The sequence below is a fragment of the Ktedonobacter robiniae genome (genome assembly GCF_016587375.1).
Taxonomy (GTDB): Bacteria; Chloroflexota; Ktedonobacteria; order Ktedonobacterales; family Ktedonobacteraceae; genus Ktedonobacter; species Ktedonobacter robiniae.
On sequence record NZ_BNJG01000001.1, the window covers coordinates 3,354,997 to 3,373,015 of the forward strand.

Sequence of the window (18,019 nt, forward strand, 5' to 3'; positions counted from 1 at the left end):
CCTGAATATGTAGACACGTACTTTAGTAGCGTCGTGCCATACTGACTCCCCCCTTTCCTCTCTATAAAAACGCGACGCGATGGTAGAGGTTTTTCTTATACCCAAAATAGAGGAACGAAACAGCGCTTTTTTGGTGGTAGGATGTGGTACACTGAAGAACAACAAAGCACTATTACGCTTCAAGAATCACAGTGCTAAGAGCTTATGCGGAAACCAGCCCCCATTCGGGGGCGCAGCGTCACTGCCTTGGCTAGCGCTTCCCCCATTCGGGGACAAGCGCGCTCAGGTTTTCGAATAGGATAATACCTGTTTCTTGTGTATTGGCACCGTTGACCTATCGTGATAGGATTATAGCATTGTTACTAGTATCGCCACTTTTGGCTATATATATAGCGTTTAACTATTTTTGCCTTCTTGAGTTGGCTGCATACACGCTATACAAGTAGTAAAAGGCATGCACTATACACCGAAGGCAAACGGCATGATCTGTCGCCAGGCTTATCTGGCGCAAGCAAGAAAGGGGGCTTGCCTGTTCCTGATCTTTCGCTCAAGAGCTTTGTACCCCTAACTCAGACGAAGCGTGAAACGTGTTCTTATTGCTTATATTCCTAGTATAGTCGCAAGAAGGCAGGAGTTGTCTTCTTGCCAGGAAGCATTAAACCTTGAGTAAACGTATTTCAATTTCAACGCTGGATATTGCCAACTGGGTTGATTTGCTTCAATGGAGAGTCGAGCATCAGCCCGAGCAGCGGGTCTACTCATTCCTTGCCGATGGGGAGAACGAGAAGGGACATTTTACCCACGCCGACCTCGATCTTTACGCCCGAACAATTGGTTCACTCCTCCAATCCCATGCCGCGAGTGGAGCGCGTGCCTTATTGATCTATCCCTCTGGACTGGAGTTTATCGCCGCATTCTTTGGTTGCCTCTATAGTGGAATTATCGCTGTTCCAGTCTATCCTCCGTCCGCCACTCGCTCCGACCGCACCCTTTTCAAGTTCCGGGCCATTGCCCAGAATGTACAACCCGCTGTCATTTTGACCACTACCGCCCTCTCCGCCCGCGTCCAGGGCCTGTTAGATCAGTCACCAGAATTGCAGCATATTCCTGTGATCTCGACTGACACCCTGTCAGCCGATCTGGCTCAACAGTGGTCAAAGCCTTTGGTGAATGGCGAGACGCTGGCCTTCTTCCAGTATACCTCTGGCTCGACTGGCCTGCCCAAAGGCGTGATGGTTACACATGATAATCTGCTCCAGAACTCTTTGCTGGTTGAGCAGTATTGTCAGCATCCCGATGATGCGCATGGCGTCACCTGGTTGCCCCTCTACCATGATCTTGGTCTGATTGGCGGCATCTTGCAGCCGCTCTACGCGGGCTATGCGTCGACAATCATGTCGCCAGCCGCCTTCTTACAGCGCCCCATTCGCTGGCTGCGGGCTGTGTCTCAGTATAAGGCCACGATCAGTGGTGCCCCTAACTTCGCCTATGACCTCTGTGTCAGCAAAATTTCTGACGAGCAGAAGACCACGCTCGATCTCAGCCACTGGGAGATCGTCGCCAATGGCGCGGAACCGGTACGCTCTGAGTCTATGGAGCGTTTCGCCGAGGCTTTTGCCTCCACTGGTTTCCGACGCAATTATTTCTATCCCTGCTATGGCCTGGCTGAGGCGACGCTGGTGGCCTCGGCTGGACGCAAGGGAGTTTACCCGCTGGTGCGCTCCTTCTCGGGCGAGGCTCTGGAGCAAAACCAGGCTCAGGAAGTGGCGTCTGAGGAGAAACATAGCCGCACCCTGGTCAGTATCGGCAATAGCCTGCCTATGCAGCGTCTCCTGATCGTGGATCCTGAAACCTTCACTGAGCTACCGCCTGAACGCGTTGGTGAGATCTGGATCTCTGGTCCTAGTGTGGCTCAGGGTTACTGGCAGCGTCCAGAGGAGACGGCACAGGTTTTTCAGGCCCATCTCGCCAATGGCGAAGGTCCCTTCCTGCGTACCGGTGACCTGGCCTTTATGCATGAGGATGAGCTCTTTATCACTGGCCGCTTGAAGGACCTGATCGTTATTCGTGGCAGCAACCATTATCCCCAGGATATTGAGAAGACCGTTGAACACGCGCACCTGGCCATGCGCACCAATGGCAGCGCGGCCTTCTCATTGGAGGTAGCGGGTGAGGAGCGCCTGGTGATCGTAACTGAGATCGAGCGCCAGTATCTCAAAAAAGATCCCGCGGAGATCTTTACTACGCTGCGCCAGGCTATTGCCGAAGGCCATGATCTTCAGGTCTATGAGATTGTGTTGCTCAAAACTGGTACTCTGCCCAAGACTTCTAGTGGGAAGGTGCAGCGCCGGACTACACGCGAGAGCCTGCTCGCGAATGAACTCGACATCGTGGCACGTTGGACGCTGGAACTGCCATCAGAGGCTTCCCAGGTGAGCGAGACTGCTCCTGAAGTTACTGAGACGCGCGAGACCGAGCCCCTCTCGGCTCCCACAAAACGTGCTGTGGAGATCGAGGCCTGGCTGCGTACTCAGGTGGCCTCGCTGCTCAACCTCCGCCCTGAGGTGGTCGATGCCCAGACGCCCTTCGCGCAGTATGGCATGGATTCCGTGCATGCCGTGTCCCTCTCGGCGGACCTGGAGGATTGGTTAGGGCGTGAGCTCTCGCCGACCGTGGCCTATGATTATCCCAACATCGCGGCCTTGGCCCGGCACCTGGCAGGAGATGAGAAGCCCCAGACACGTGAAGAGGTCCAGCCTGCCGAGACACGCGAGTATGCACAGGAACCCATTGCGATTGTGGGTCTTGGCTGCCGCTTCCCCGGTGCGGAAGGGCCTGCTGACTTCTGGCAGCTCTTGCGCGAAGGTGTCGATGGGATCTCAGAGGTACCAGCCTCGCGCTGGAACGTCGACGAGTATTATATGGCGGAGCGCGCCGTTCCTGGCAAGATGAATACGCGCTGGGGTGGCTTCCTCAAAGAGGTCGACAAGTTTGACCCTTATTTCTTCGGTATCTCGCCGCGCGAGGCGACCGCTATGGACCCTCAGCAGCGTATCCTGCTTGAGGTGGCCTGGGAGGCCCTGGAAAACGCCGGTATTCCCGTTGAGCGCCTGGCAAACACCCAGACGGGTGTCTTTGTGGGCGTAAGCAGCAACGATTACGCGCGCCTGCAATTTAGCGATCCCACTTTGCTGGATGCTTATACAGGTACTGGTAATGCGCATAGTATTGTGGCCAACCGCCTCTCGTACCTGCTGGACCTGCGTGGACCCAGTATGGCCATCGATACGGCCTGCTCTTCGTCGCTGGTGGCGGTGCACCTGGCCTGCCAGAGCCTGCGTACCGGCGAGTCCGAGGTGGCCCTGGCGGCGGGCGTCAATCTGGTTCTCACGCCTGAGCTGACCATTACATTCTCGCAGGCGCATATGATGTCCGAGCATGGGCGCTGTCGCACCTTTGATAACGCGGCGGATGGCTATGTCCGTGGCGAGGGCTGTGGCGTCGTTGTGCTCAAGCCGCTCTCGGCGGCCCAGCGCGATGGCGATAACATTCTGGCCTTGATTCGCGGTTCAGCGGTCAACCAGGATGGTCGCAGCAATGGCCTGACCGCGCCAAATGGCCCCTCGCAGGAGGCCGTCATTCGCCAGGCCCTGCGCAACGCGGGCGTCATGCCTGGACAGATCAATTATATCGAAACACATGGATCGAGTACGCCCCTGGGTGACCCCATCGAGGTCGACTCGCTCAAAAATGTGTTGATGGAGCAGCGAACCGGAGACCAGCCGTGTATTATTGGATCGGTCAAGACCAACATTGGACATTTGGAGGCCGCGGCAGGCATCGCTGGCCTGATCAAGACTGTGCTGAGCCTGCATCATGGCGAGATCCCGCCGCATCTGCACTTCCAGCAACTGAACGAGCATATCTCGTTTAATGGCACGACGTTTGCTATCCCGACGCAGCGTACACCCTGGCCGGAGGCGCAGCAACGCCTGGCTGGTGTAAGCGCCTTTGGCTTTGGTGGCACCAATGTGCATGTGGTGCTGGAGGGCGCTCCGGCTCAGGAGCCTGCGGCCAATGCCGTTGAGCGTGGCGCGCATATCCTGCCCCTCTCAGCGCGCAATGAGCGCGCCCTGAAAGAACTGGCTGGAAACTATGCTACCTTCTTGAAAGAGGAGCCCGCTACTTCGCTGGCGGATATCTGCTATACTGCCGCGACGGGGCGTATGCATTTTGCCCAACGCCTGGCCCTGGTAGCTACCTCTCGTGAGCAACTCAGCGCGCAGCTTTCAGCCTTTGCCGCGGGCCAAGCCATTACGGATGGTGCGACTGGCCGCGTAGCGCAGGGCAGCCGTCTACGGATTGCCTTCCTCTTTACGGGCCAGGGATCACAGTATGTGGGCATGGCGCGTTCCCTCTATGAGACGCAGCCTACCTTCCGCGCAGCACTGGAGCGCTGTGACCAGATCTTAGAAGAGTATCTCTCGCGGCCGCTGCTCTCGGTGCTCTATCCCGACGAGGAGACCGCCTCGCCGCTGGATGAGACCGCATTTACGCAGCCCGCGCTCTTCGCCCTGGAGTACGCGCTCGCCGAACTGTGGCGCTCCTGGGGCATCGTACCTGATGTCGTCATGGGCCATAGTGTGGGTGAATACGTCGCCGCCTGTGTCGCAGGCGCCTTGAGCCTGGAAGATGGCCTGAAGCTAATTGCGACGCGTGGCCGCCTGATGCAGGAGCTGCCCGAACGTGGTCAGATGGTGGTCGTTTTTGCCGCCTCTGAACGGCTTGAGTCGTATTTAGAGCCGTATCGCGAGCAGGTGTCTATCGCGGCCATCAATGGCCCCTCCAATACAGTGCTCTCTGGTCGGAGCGAGGAGCTTGCAGCCATTGTTGCTCGCCTAGAGCAGGATGGCTTGAAGACGTATCCTATGACAGTCTCACATGCCTTCCACTCGCCAGTGATGGAGCCAATGCTTGACGCCTTTGAGCGTGTCGCTGGCGAGGTCCATGCCAGTCCGCTGCGTATCCCGCTGGTGAGTAATCTGACGGGCGAGCTCCTACCAGTTGGCGAGGTGCTCGATGCTGGCTACTGGCGACGGCATGTGCGCGGTGCCGTGCAGTTTAACGCTGGAATGCAGACCCTGGCGGCTCAGGGCTATACGCTCTTCCTGGAACTGGGACCGAATGCGGTGCTTGGCAATATGGGTAAACGCTGCATTCCAGAGACAGAGGCAACCTGGCTGACCTCGTTGCGCAAGGGGCAAGATGATTGGCGCATGTTGGCTCAGAGTGTTGCGGCGCTCTATACGCAGGGCGCGGCCATCGATTGGAGCGGTTTCGAAGGCGACTATACGCGCCAGCGCGTTCCGCTGCCTACTTACCCCTTTGAGCGAGAGCGTTTCTGGCTGGAGCTTCCCGTCAGTCGCCCGGCTCAGCAGGCACCAGCATCTGAGCCAGTTGTTGCGCAAGAAGCGTTTCTGGCGGGACATCCCCTGCTCCATGCGCATACTGAGCTGGTTTATCCAGCTGGCACGCATGTGTGGGAGAGTGTCCTGGATCCACGCAGCCTGTCTTTCCTGAGCGGACACCGCATCCAGGGGGCGATAGCGGCTCCGGTCTCGCTCTACATTGAGATGGCCCTGGCTGCCGCACTTGAAGCCTTTGGCGCAGGTCCACATACCCTGGCCGAGATCGAGCTCAAGAAGCTGTTGATTGTGCCAGAGCAGGGAGCGCAAAAGGTTCAGGTAGTGCTCTCCGCCACGGCGCCAGAGCAGGCCGTGTTCCATGTCTATAGTCATGCCGCCGGTCTCCCCAATCAACCTCGTCAGGACTGGACACTACACGCGTCTGGCAAGATCGCCAGCGCGGTTGAACGACCAGTTGCTGAGGCTGTGACCAGGTAAGTTGAACAGGAAGGATGTTCCACCCTCCTTTTTCTTTAAAGGATAATGTGGCGCTTATGAATAGACAGAGTCACAACCAGGGGATTACATTTGGTCTCATCTTCTTTGCTAGTAGCGAGACGACCCATGACCACGACAAGTACCGCCTGGTTATCGAAAGCACAAAATATGCGGACAGCCACGACTTCTCATCGGTGTGGATCCCCGAGCGGCACTTCACCCGTGATGGCTGGCTGTATCCCAATCCTGCCATTTTGCAGGCAGCATTAGCGCGTGAGACCCGGCAGATTCAATTGCGCGCCGGGAGCGTCGTGCTACCGCTGCACAATCCGCTCCGCGTTGCTGAGGAGTGGGCGATGGTCGACAATCTTTCTGGGGGTCGTGTGGGCCTCTCCATCGCCTCGGGCTGGCATCCTAATGACTTCGCACTCTTCCCCGATCATTATGAGCGGCGCAACGAGGTGATGTACGAAGGCATCGAGACGGTGCGTAAGCTCTGGCGCGGCGAGTCCGTGCAGGTCAAGGGTGGCGATGGCAAGATGGTCGATATTCGCACCTATCCCACGCCCATCCAGCCCGAGATTCCTATCTGGGTGACCGCCGCGGGCAATCCTAAAACCTTCGCCAAAGCGGGTGAGATCGGCGCCAATCTCCTGACGCATATGTATAACCAGAGCGTCGAGGAGCTGGGCGAGAAGATCAAGATCTATCGCGACGCACGCGCCGCTCATGGCTATGACCCGCAGACTGGGCAGGTCTCGGTCATGCTGCATACCTTCATCGCGGAGAGCGAGCAGGCCGTCAATGACCTGGCCAAGGGTCCCTTCTGTGATTATTTGCGCTCGGCGGCCTACCTTCTGAACGCCGTTGCCTATAGTCGTGGACAGAAGGTTGACCTGGCGACGCTCTCTGAGGAGGACGTCAACGAGTATCTGAGCTTTGTCTTTGAGCGCATGATCTCGACGCAGCGTGTACTCTTTGGCACGCCCGAGAGCTGTCTCCCCCTGGTGCGCCAGTTGCAGGCTGTGGGGGTCAACGAGATTGCTTGCCAGCTTGACTTTGGTATAGAGACCGAAGTCGTAATGGCGAGCATGTCCCATCTCAATCGCCTGCGTGAGCTCAGCGTCGAGGAAGAGCCTCAATGGCCGGAGCCAGAGCCCAGCTCATACACTCTTGATCCCTTTGCGCCTTCCATGCCTGAGCAAAGCAACGGGCATGCTTTCAATGGCAACTCACAGCCGAATGCTCATCATGGTGCGGCATATACCGGGGCAAGCGATGAGAGCTTGCAGGCAGTTCAGCGGCGCTGTCAGGAGGAGGTCGCGCTTGATGCCTTCTATCAGCGCCTGGAGCAGCATGGTATTGAGTTGAATGAAGACTATCGCAGCATCCGTCAACTCTGGCGGCACGATGGTGAGGCGTTGGGGCGCGTTAGCCTCTCACCTGCCTTCGAGCTAGAATGTGAGCATTACCAGGTACATCCCGCCCTGCTCGATTCATGTCTCCAGGTCCTTACCTCAGCACTTCCCCAATCCCTGGGCGCAGGTGAGGGTGTGCTGTACCTTCCCGTGGGTTTGCAGGGCTTCAAGCTGCATGAACGCCCCGGCAAGATTGCCTGGAGCCATGCGACCCTGGATCAGCAGATTCGCCCGGATGCGACAACCCTGGAGGGCCATGTACGCGTCTTCTCCGAGGATGGACGTCTGCTGATCGAGGCAAGGGGCATTCAACTCCAGCGCTCGACACCTTTGGCACCGCCCGCGCCCGCGGTCGATCTCTCCTCCTGGCTGTATGAGCTGCGCTGGGAGAAGCAGAGCTTCGCTCCTGGCGAGCAGACAAACTGGCCCGAGGAGCGTTCTGGCACCTGGCTGATCTTCGCGGATCGCCAGGGCGTGGGCCAGCGCTTGGTACAATACTTGCAGGCGCGTGGCCAACAGTGCGCGCTTGTCCAGGCGGGGAGCCACTATGGTGAGCTCGGCTCGGGCCGTTACCAGGTCCAACCCGCGCAACTGAACGATGTACAGCGCGTTATCAGTCGCGTTCAAGAGACCTTTGCGACCCCGCTGCGGGGCGTAGTGCATCTCTGGAGCCTAGACTCGATGCCAAGCGAGCAGACAACTGCGCAGACGCTTGAGCGCGATCTCGCGCTGAGCACGACCTCCGCGTTGGGCGTGATGCAATCCCTGGCACAGAATACGAGTGCGCAACTCCCGCGCCTCTGGCTGGTCACGCGCGACGCCCAGGCCGTGACCTCCGATAATGCCGCGCTGGCGGTGGCGCAGTCTCCGCTCTGGGGCCTGGGGCGCACCTGCGCGATGGAGCATCCCGAGATCTGGGGTGCGCTCATCGACCTCTCTAGCCAGGAGGGCATTGAGGAGGGCGCGCAGCAGCTCTATGCGAGCCTGCTTGACACCAGTCGCGAGGACCAGGTGGCCTTCCGCCAGGGCGAGCGCTATGTCGCGCGCATGGTGCATAGCCACGACTTTGTCGCGCGCGACCTGCATATTCGTGCGCAGGGTAGCTATCTGGTGACTGGAGGCCTCTGGGGCCTGGGCTTTGAGGTTGCGCGCTGGTTGGCACAGAAGGGCGCACGTTCGCTTATTCTCGCTGGGCGCACCCAGGTACCGCCGCGCTCCGAATGGGAGCGCATTCCGGCCACGGATCGCCTGGCGGGCCTCGTTCGCGGCATTCGCGAGCTAGAGGCCGAGGGCGTGACGGTTCACTGTGTTCAGCTCGACGTGACGGACGAGGCGCAACTTCGTGCCTTCCTGGCCGATCACATGCGGCAGGGCCATCCCCCCATCAAGGGTATTCTGCATGCCGCCTCTGTCTGGCAGGATGCGCAGGGACAGCCCCTGGTCAAACCGCTGATCAACCTGGATGCATCTGCCCTGGGCGCGGTCTTCCGCCCCAAGGTCATCGGGAGCTGGCTCCTGCATACACTCTTTCAGGAGAGCCGCCTGGACTTCTTTGTCTCGTTCTCGTCGGGTGCCTCGCTCTTCGGCTCCGCAGCCCAGGGGAACTACGCGGCGGCGGGTGCCTTTATGGATAGCCTGGCGCACTACCAGCGGGCACAGGGCCTGCCCGCCATCAGTATCGACTGGGGCGCGGTCTCCGAGATTGGCTTTGGCGCGACCGCCGAGGGCCAGCGTGTGCATGAGTACTGGGAGAGCCATGGCATTCAGCGTATCTCGCCTCGTGATGTCCTGGCCGCCCTCGAACTGCTCATCCCGCAACAGGCCGCCCAGGTTGGCGTGCTAAAGCTCGACTGGCAACTCTTGCGCGAGTTCTATCCCCAGATCGCGGCCCTACCGCTGGTCTCCTACCTTGTTGAGGATACAAGCGAGCAGTTAGCACCGCGGACGCCGACATCGACGGGGAGTGGAATTGATGCCATCCTGCGTGCCACTGGCTCTGAGCGCCTGTCGTTGCTAGAGCAGTATCTAAGCGAGCAGGTCGCGGTTGTGCTGCGTGTTCCGGCCGAGCGTCTGGATAGCGATCAGCCACTCACAACCCTGGGTCTGGACTCGCTGATGGCGATTGAACTGAAGAACCGTATTGAGCAGGCGCTGGGGGTGCGCGTTCCGATTGTCACATTCCTCCAGGGGCCAAGCATCGCGCAGTTCGCGAGCCAGCTCCTTGAGCAGTTGCCCACTGTGACCATGGTAGCCGTGGAAGCACCTTCTCAGCCGGAGGAGGCGCTTAACCAGGACCAGGCTCAGCAGTTGCTGGATCAGCTCGACGAGCTCTCCGATCAGGATGTAGATGCCTTGTTGCAACAAATGCTTGCGGAACAGGGTGAGCAACCAGCCGCAGCCCAGGCTCAGGATGCTGGTAAGATGAGTCCGCAGGAAGCGGCCGCGCTCCTGACTCAGCTCGATCAGTTGCCCGAAGACCAGATAGACTCCTTGCTCAAACAAATGGTACAGGGAGAGGAATAAAACGAATGAGTGAAGCGTCCAAGAAACTTGCAGGTCTTTCTCCCGAACAGAAACGAGCGCTTCTGGAGCGCCTGCTCCGTGAAAAAGCTGCGGCGAAGGTCGAGCCAGAGTGGGCCACGTTGTCCCAGGGACAGCGTGCCCTCTGGTTCCTCTATCGCCTCGCTCCCGAAAGCGCTGCCTATAATCTGCTCTACTCCGCGCGTATTCAAGCCGCGTTAGATATCCAGGCACTACAATCCGCCTTCCAGGAGCTGGCGCGTCGCTACCCGATCCTGACAGCGACCTATGCCACCAGGGAGGGCGAGCCTGTCCAGTATTTCCAGCGCCAGCAGGAGATCCCCATCGAGCGCATCGATGCCTCCTCCTGGTCTGAAGAGGCGCTCAAGCAGCGCCTCCTCGTAGAAGGCAATCGTCCCTTCAATCTGGAGAAGGGGCCTATCATGCGTATTCAGCTCTTCCAGCGCGCCCCCCAGGAGCATATCCTGGCGCTCACGGTGCATCATATCGCGCTGGACTTCTGGTCGCTTGATATTCTGATTGATGAACTCTATCTCCTCTATGCCACGCGGGTCGCGGGATCACAGGCGGCGCTTCCCGCCGCAGGCCCTGCTTTTACGGAGTATGTCCGCTGGCAGTCCGAGCTGGCGAAGAGCCCAGAGGGCGAGCGCCTCTGGTCCTACTGGCAGGAGAAGCTGGCAGGCGAGCTACCACTGCTGAACCTGCCTTTGGATCGTCCCCGCCCACCAGTGCAGACCTATCGTGGCGCCTCGCATAGCTTCCCCTTCAGCGCTGACCTGACGCGCAAGCTACGCGCCCTGGCTCAGTCTGAGAAGGCTACCCTCTTTATGATAGTACTGGCGGCCTTTAAGACTCTGCTCTATCGTTATAGTCACCAGGATGATGTGCTGGTGGGGACGCCCATGCTCGGTCGTAGCCGCGCCGATCTGGAGAAGATCGTCGGCTACCTGGTCAATCCAGCCGCTTTGCGCACCAGCCTGGCGGGCAATCCCAGCTTTAAAGAGCTGCTGAACCGGGTGCGCGAGACTGTTACCGGGGCCTTGGAGCACCAGGATCTCCCCTTCCCAGTCATCGTTGAGCGCTTGCAGCCCAGGCGCGACCCCAGCTACTCGCCGATCTTCCAGTCGCTCTTCATCTGGGACCGCCCTCGCAAGCGCGACGAGAGTGAACTGGCCCTCCTGAGTCAGATGAGCAGTAATGGGCAAAATGGCTCCCATGCGCATAATGGCGCGAATGGACATCATGCGATCGCCCTGCCCGCGCTCAAGCTTGAACCGTATGTCATGGGTCAGCAGGGTGCGCCCTTTGACCTGACCCTGACCATCTTTGAGATGGATGGTGGCCTCTCCGCCGATTTTCGCTACAATGTTGATCTCTTCGATGATGCGACGATTGAGCGCATGGGCGGACACTTGCTGGTGCTGCTGGAGGGTATCGTGGCTCAGCCTGAGCAGTCTATCCTCTCGCTTCCGTTGCTGACCGGGGCGGAGAAGCGTCAGGCCCTGGTTGAGTGGAACGCGACCGAGGCCATTTATCCAGAGCAAGCCAGCATTCCCCAACTCTTTGAAGAGCAGGTTCAGCGCACCCCCAATGCCGAGGCGCTGGTGTATGAAGGCAATTCGCTGACCTATCGTGAGCTGAACCGACGCGCGAATCTGCTGGCACGTGAACTACGCTCGCGTGGCGTCAAACCCGATACCCTGGTTGGCGTCTGTATGGAGCGCTCCGTCGAGATGGTAGTGGCCCTGCTGGGTGTGCTAAAGGCTGGGGGCGCCTATGTCCCGATGGACCCCGCCTATCCACAGGAGCGCCTGGCATATATGCTTGAGGATGCCGCCGTGTCAGTCCTGCTGACACAATCGGCGCTGTTTGAGCAACTGCCGCAACAGAGCGCCCGCGTGCTCACGCTGGACGCCAACTGGGGCACGGACAACGGTGGCGAGCCGGATAACCTTACGCTCGACCTGCGCCCGGAAAATCTCATCTACATGATCTATACCTCTGGCTCGACGGGCAGGCCTAAGGGCGTGATGAATACGCATCGTGGTGTCTGCAACCGTCTGCACTGGATGCAGCAGGAATACCACCTGACTGCCGAGGACCGTGTGCTGCAAAAGACGCCCTTCAGCTTTGATGTCTCGGTCTGGGAGTTCTTCTGGCCCCTGATCAGCGGCGCTACCCTCGTCATGGCTCGCCCCGGCGGGCAGTCAGATGCGGCCTATCTGGCGAAGCTCATTCATGATCAGCGCATTAGCACGTTGCACTTTGTGCCTTCGATGCTGCACGCCTTCTTGCTGGAGCCTGATCTAGAGGTGCGTTGTCAAAGCCTTAAGCGTGTCATCTGTAGCGGCGAGGCCCTGATCTATGATCTACAGGAGCGCTTCTTTGCTCGCCTCAAGTCCCAACTGCATAACCTCTATGGGCCAACCGAGGCCGCGATTGATGTGACCTACTGGGCCTGCCAGCCTGGCAGCAAGGAAACGGTAATTCCGATTGGCCGCCCCATTGCCAACACACAGATCTATATCCTGGACGAGGCCCAGCAGCCTGTCCCTGTAGGTGTCTCAGGCGAGCTATACATCGGTGGTGTAGGCGTCGCACGCGGCTATCACCAGCGCCCCGAGTTGAACCGCGAGAAGTTTATTCCCGATCCATTCAGCATGTCTGAGGGTGCGCGCCTCTTCCGCTCGGGCGACCTTGCGCGTTATCGCCCGGATGGCGTGATCGAGTTCCTGGGTCGTATCGATCACCAGGTCAAGATACGGGGCTTCCGTATCGAACTGGGCGAGATCGAGACCGCACTAAGTCAGCATCCAAACGTGAAAGAGGCAATCGTCATTGCGCGCGAGGATATGCCTGGAAATAAGCGCCTCGTGGCCTATCTCGTCCCTGAGCAGGTGGGTGAGCATATCCCTGCCGTGAGCGATTCGCCTCTGCTCTCACCTCAGGAGGCGGGCCTTACGCTTGAGGAACTGCGCACCTTCCTGGGTCAGCACCTGCCATCCTACATGGTTCCCTCGGCCTTCCTCTTCCTGAGCGCCTTGCCGCTGACACCAAATGGTAAGGTGGATCGCAAGGCCCTACCTTCGCCCAATAGCGAACGTCCTGAACTGGAAGAGCAGTTCGTCGAGCCTCGTAACGCGACGGAGCAGAAGCTGGCGGAGATCTGGACTGAGGTGCTGGGGCTGAGCCGCGTCGGTATCCACGACAACTACTTCGACCTGGGCGGAGCCTCCATCCAGAGCCTGGAGATTGTCGCGAGGGCCAAAGAGGCTGGCATTGACCTGCCGCTGGAGAAGCTCTTTGAGTTTCAGACCATCGCTGAACTCGTCAGCGTCCTGGGGAATGCGCCTACTTCACAGACAATTGCGCTGTCTGAATCCTCGGCACAGCCTATCGCCGAGACCGCGCTTCCTGGCGTAGAGGAGCCTGTGGCACCAACGCAGCCGGAACTGAAGCCCATGCAGGCTGACTCCTCGCCGACGCTATTGATGAATACAATAATCGAGAGCCTGGGAACTTATCTGCCGCCCAAGGTCGTGACCTCGGAAGAGGTAATCCAGGGTTGTGTCAGTCCTATCCGCTTCCCCTTCGCTCGTCTGACCGGCATCAAGTCGCGCCGCATGGCAGGTGAGACCGAGTTCTCGATTGATATTGCGCGCCAGGCCGTGGCGGATTGTCTTGAGCGCTCAAAGTACAATCCTGAAGATATCGATATGATCGTCAGCGGAAGCATATCGCGCTGCGACGCTCCGAACTTCAGTTTCTCTTTTGAGCCAAGCACGGCGATCCGTTTGAAGCACCACTTTGGCCTGAAGAACGCCATCGCCTTTGATATCGACAACGCATGCACAGGTCTCTTTACCGCTATCAATATTGTCGATTCCTTCCTCAAGGCTGGTCTGATCCGGCGCGGTATCGCCGTAAGCGGTGAGTATATCACGCATATCGCGCTGACCGCTCAGAAGGAACTGGAGGGCTTTATGGACTCGCGCCTCCCCTGCCTGACGGTGGGTGATGCAGGCGCGGCAGTCCTCCTGGAGCGCGCTCCCAACCAGAAGGTGGGCTTCCACGAGTTCGACATGTTCTCTCTGGGTCATTACAGCCGTGACTGTATCGGTAAGGTAACAGATCGCGAGCATGGCGGCTCGATCATGTATACCGATGCCGTCAAGGTCTCGGCGGTCAACATGAAACATGCGGTAGCTCACGCGGCGAACGTCATCGCAAGCTCCGGCTGGCCCAGCGATTCCTTCCAGCATGTGATTATTCACCAGACCTCCAGCACGACGATTCGCGATGCGGCGCGCGAGATCAATAGTCACTTCGGTAAGGAGATCTGCACGCAGGAGAATGTAATCAACAACATCGCCGAGCGTGGGAATACCGCGACCACGACGCAGATGATTGCCATCGCTGACCATATTCGTTCGGGTCGTATTCAGTCAGGCGATAACGCGGTCCTGGGTATTACCGGCTCTGGCGCGACCATCGGAGCCGCCATTTATACCTTCGATGACCTGCCTGAGCGCATGCGTCGTGTCGACGCGGGCGAAAAGGTGCAGAAGGTTCCACCTGAACAGCGTCATACCGTTCCTCTCCTGCCACCAACGCGACGCGTGCGTGTGGAGAGCATCGGTACGCTGCCCGCTCAGTCTCCTGTGAAAAAAGAGGCGTTGGCCCTGGTTAACGCCGCTGCCGAGAACTGCCTGGCCGCTTCCTCATATGATCGCAAGGATATCGACCTGATGATCTATGCCGGTGTCTATCGCGACGAGTTCTTAAGTGAACCTGCGATAGCCGCATTGAGCCAAGGTGACCTGAAGATCAACGAAGAGATCGAGAAGGTGACAGATAAGAAGACCTTTGTCTTCGACGTCTTCAATGGCTCGATTGGCCTGCTGAATGCATGTCATACTGCGATTGGTATGATCAAGGCCCAGAAGGTCAACAACGCGCTGGTCATGGCCTCCGAGATCGAAAATAATCGCGAGTATCGACCTGATGTGTTGCGTGGCATCGAGGAGACTGGCTCGGCCATGATCCTGGCCGAGAGCGCCGATGGGCAGTGCGGGTTCGGGAACTTCGTCTTCAAGTACTTCACGGATTATCTTGGAGCCATCAATTCCCATACCGAACTGCACAACGGTAAGATGACGCTCTCTGTCGCAACCGATCCCCGCCTCCAGGAGTACTACCTGCAATGTATTCGGGAGACGGTGCAGGAGCTTCTGGCGCTTGAGCAACTGGACCTGGAGCGGGTAAAGGTTATCCTGCCGCCCCAGATCTCGTCCCAGTTTATTGCCAACCTGGGCAAGACACTGAATGTAAGCGCCGAGAAACTGGTCGATGTGCAGGCGGAGCACGATCTCTTTACCTCGTCGCTTCCCTACGCGCTTGAGCAGGCGCGCCAGCAGAATCTGGCACGCCCGGGCGATATCGGCCTGATCATCTCGGTTGGCGCTGGCATTCAGGTTGGTTGCGCCACGTATTACTTCTAAGCTCTTCTAAGTCCATGCCAGCATGGACCCTACACATTGCGTGTGCCTGTTGTAGGGTCCATGCTGGCATGGACTTATGCTCACTCATGGATGGGGTATGGCTTCCAATATCGAAACTTCTTCCTGGATTACCTGTACGCAGGATACTGAGACGCGCCTGCGCCTCTTCTGTTTTCCCTATGCTGGTGGTGGCGTGGCCTTCTACCGGCGTTGGTCTACATCTCTGCCACACGAGGTTGCGCTCTGCCCAGTTTACCTTCCTGGACATGAGCAACGCATCGCGGAGCCAGCGTTTACCTCGCTGGAGCAGCTTGTCGCGACACTCATTGAAGTCATGCAGCCTTATTTGCATGAGCCTTTTGCCTTTTTCGGGCATAGTATGGGAGGCTTGATCGCATATGTGTTGGCGCGCACGCTTCAGGAACAGTGCTTGCTCCTACCACGTGCTCTCTGCCTCTCAGCGATAAAAGCTCCCCATCTCCCAGCGCGTCAGGAACCGCTACACACGCAGCCATTGCCTGGGTTCCTGCGTTCGCTCTATCGCCTGGGGGGGACGCCCCTGGCCGTGCTCCAGAACGCGGAACTGATGCGTTTAATGCTACCGACCCTGCGTGCGGATTTTACCCTCTACGAAACCTATACTCACACCCCCTCTATCCCCTTGACCTGCCCCATTGTCGTCTATGGTGGTATGCAGGATACGCTGGTCAGCCGCGGAGAATTAGAGGGCTGGCGATCATATACCAGCGCCTCGTGTACTGTGCGCCAGCTTCCCGGTAATCACTTCTACCTGCATTCCGTCCAGGACCTCCTCTTGCCCCTCCTGGCCCAGGACCTCCTGGCCAGTCTATAGGGTAACGTCGTCGAGAAAAAGAGCATACTTACTTGATAGGTAACCGCTTTCTTCCTCGCCAAAAAGAATAGTCAGGGTAAGTTTTGTTTTCTAGTATTTCTGATCCGAAAACCCTGAGCGGGCTTGCCGTGCCACCGCTTGCCCCCGAATGGGGGAAGCGCTAGGCACGCAAGTGACGTTGGATTTCGGAATAAGATCTTAGCCTGTTTTAGAGTGAACCAGCAAAGGCGCAAGGCAAAGGAAATTGACCGATGAAATTACCACTGACGCTGCGTTGCTATGTGCGCGAGACAGAGATGCTCTACGACTTTGAGGTGCTTCAGGCCCTCTTTACTGCCCTGACGGAGCAGGGCTACTACTTCGTGGCCGAAGAGGAGTTTGAACCCTCATTTCGTGTCTGGTGGAGCGCTATGTGTGCTCGCCCGTCTCGTCTCGACACCCTGCCTGCCGAGCGTCAGCGGCTCTTATTGCACTTGCGCCAGAGCGGACTCTCTGCCCAGTTGCGCTGCGAACTGGCTCTCTATCATACCCTGCACGAGCCGCACCTGGTGTGCCGTGCCTATCATGGTGAGCACCTCTTCTCCTTTGATCTCGATTTTACGCCGGGTGGGCCAACAGGAACGCCCCTGGTATTGTTGAGTATCGAGCCCGAGTACCTGACTGCTGCGCATGGTGAGGAGAGCGCGCGTATGCATGCGCTCTGGATTGCGGTACTCAAGGCTCTCTATCAGCATCTGCATCCCATTTATGGCTGGGTACATGATATGGATTTTGATCGTCCAGGCTTTGCCTGGGCTATGGATATTGATCCTGAGCACGTAGAGGAACGGACAGCGCTCGATGCCGTCCTGCGTAACGACGCTGCCGTGGGACACCTGCGTTTCCTCTCCCTGGCTAATATGCTTGGGCCAGAACTGGTGGCACACTATGGTCTTGAGCGCATCTTGACGACACCGGCCTGGCATCTTGAGCCGCTAGAGGATGGTGGGGTCCTGCTTCTGCCTGAACCGTTCTCCTGGGACTATGTGCCGGTCTGGAACGAGGCCGAGCAACACCTGGCAATCGTTTCGGGCGAGAGTATCACGGTTGCCCATCTCGCCGCGACCTTGCACTCGCATGGTCTGCTCAAGCATATCTCCGTGCCTCAACTAGAGCAGGCAACCGCGAAGAGCTGCCTCTTTGATATCCTGGCGGTGTTGCTTCCCCAGCGTTATGTGACCCTCAAACGCCACTACCAGTATCGCGAAGAGGATTATACGCGCTTGCTGCTCCACCTGGCGCGTGTCACAAGTGGTGAATGGGAGTCTGAACAGGTAAGCACCTTCTTCCTGGCTGACGAGGCCCTGATCGAGTTTGAGTGCGCTGGTGAGTCCTTCTACTGGCGCTTCCCATTGCCTCAAGGGTATGCTGGCGTGGCTCCTGGTTTTCTTGAACACCTGCGCCAGTTTGCGCGCTCGCACCTCGTGGGTACGTTCTTGCCATTACGTGGCAAGGGGCATGGCCTGACGTACTTTTATCTCTCCGCGCGTGCCTGGAGAGAATTGGAATATATGCTGCCCAGGCTTCGTAGCGGATGGCCCTCGCTCTCGGTCTTGCGTTCGCTCTTCCCCCGGCTCTCCTCGGCGCATTGGCGCCAGTTGCGCGAGCATGTTGAGGCGGAGGAAGCAGAAGCTGGTGAGACGAGCACGCCTGGCGAATCTCATAAGCGTACTGATCGCCCCTGTCGCGAATGCGCCACACGGCATCTGGAGCGGTGTCGCCTAGTCAGCGAGCCACTCTGGAACGTGTAGACTGATACCTCCT

General features: G+C 58.4%; 5 protein-coding genes. All 5 read left to right on the forward strand.

What is annotated here, in order from left to right:
• The first annotated feature begins 662 nt into the window (after nt 1–662).
• The 5 genes from JMJ04_RS14020 to JMJ04_RS14040 all read left to right on the forward strand — a co-directional run bounded on the left by JMJ04_RS14020 (nt 663) and on the right by JMJ04_RS14040 (nt 18,006).
• Nucleotides 663–5,903 carry a type I polyketide synthase gene (locus tag JMJ04_RS14020; protein ID WP_201371091.1) on the forward strand — a complete coding sequence of 1,747 codons (5,241 nt, stop codon included), beginning with the start codon at nt 663–665 and terminating at the stop codon, nt 5,901–5,903.
• 56 nt (nt 5,904–5,959) lie between these two features.
• Nucleotides 5,960–9,844, forward strand: coding sequence for a type I polyketide synthase (locus tag JMJ04_RS14025; protein ID WP_201371092.1), 3,885 nt, complete (start codon nt 5,960–5,962; stop codon nt 9,842–9,844).
• A gap of 5 nt (nt 9,845–9,849) precedes the next feature.
• Nucleotides 9,850–15,363 (forward strand): non-ribosomal peptide synthetase, encoded by a 5,514-nt coding sequence (locus JMJ04_RS14030; protein ID WP_201371093.1) that lies wholly within the window; start codon nt 9,850–9,852, stop codon nt 15,361–15,363.
• Nucleotides 15,364–15,460: 97 nt separating this feature from the next.
• On the forward strand, nt 15,461–16,216 hold the full coding sequence (locus JMJ04_RS14035; protein ID WP_201371094.1) for a thioesterase II family protein: 756 nt from the start codon (nt 15,461–15,463) through the stop codon (nt 16,214–16,216).
• Between the two features lie 251 nt (nt 16,217–16,467).
• A complete protein-coding gene (locus JMJ04_RS14040; RefSeq protein WP_201371095.1) occupies nt 16,468–18,006 on the forward strand; it encodes a hypothetical protein in 1,539 nt (512 codons plus the stop codon).
• Nucleotides 18,007–18,019: the final 13 nt, after the last annotated feature.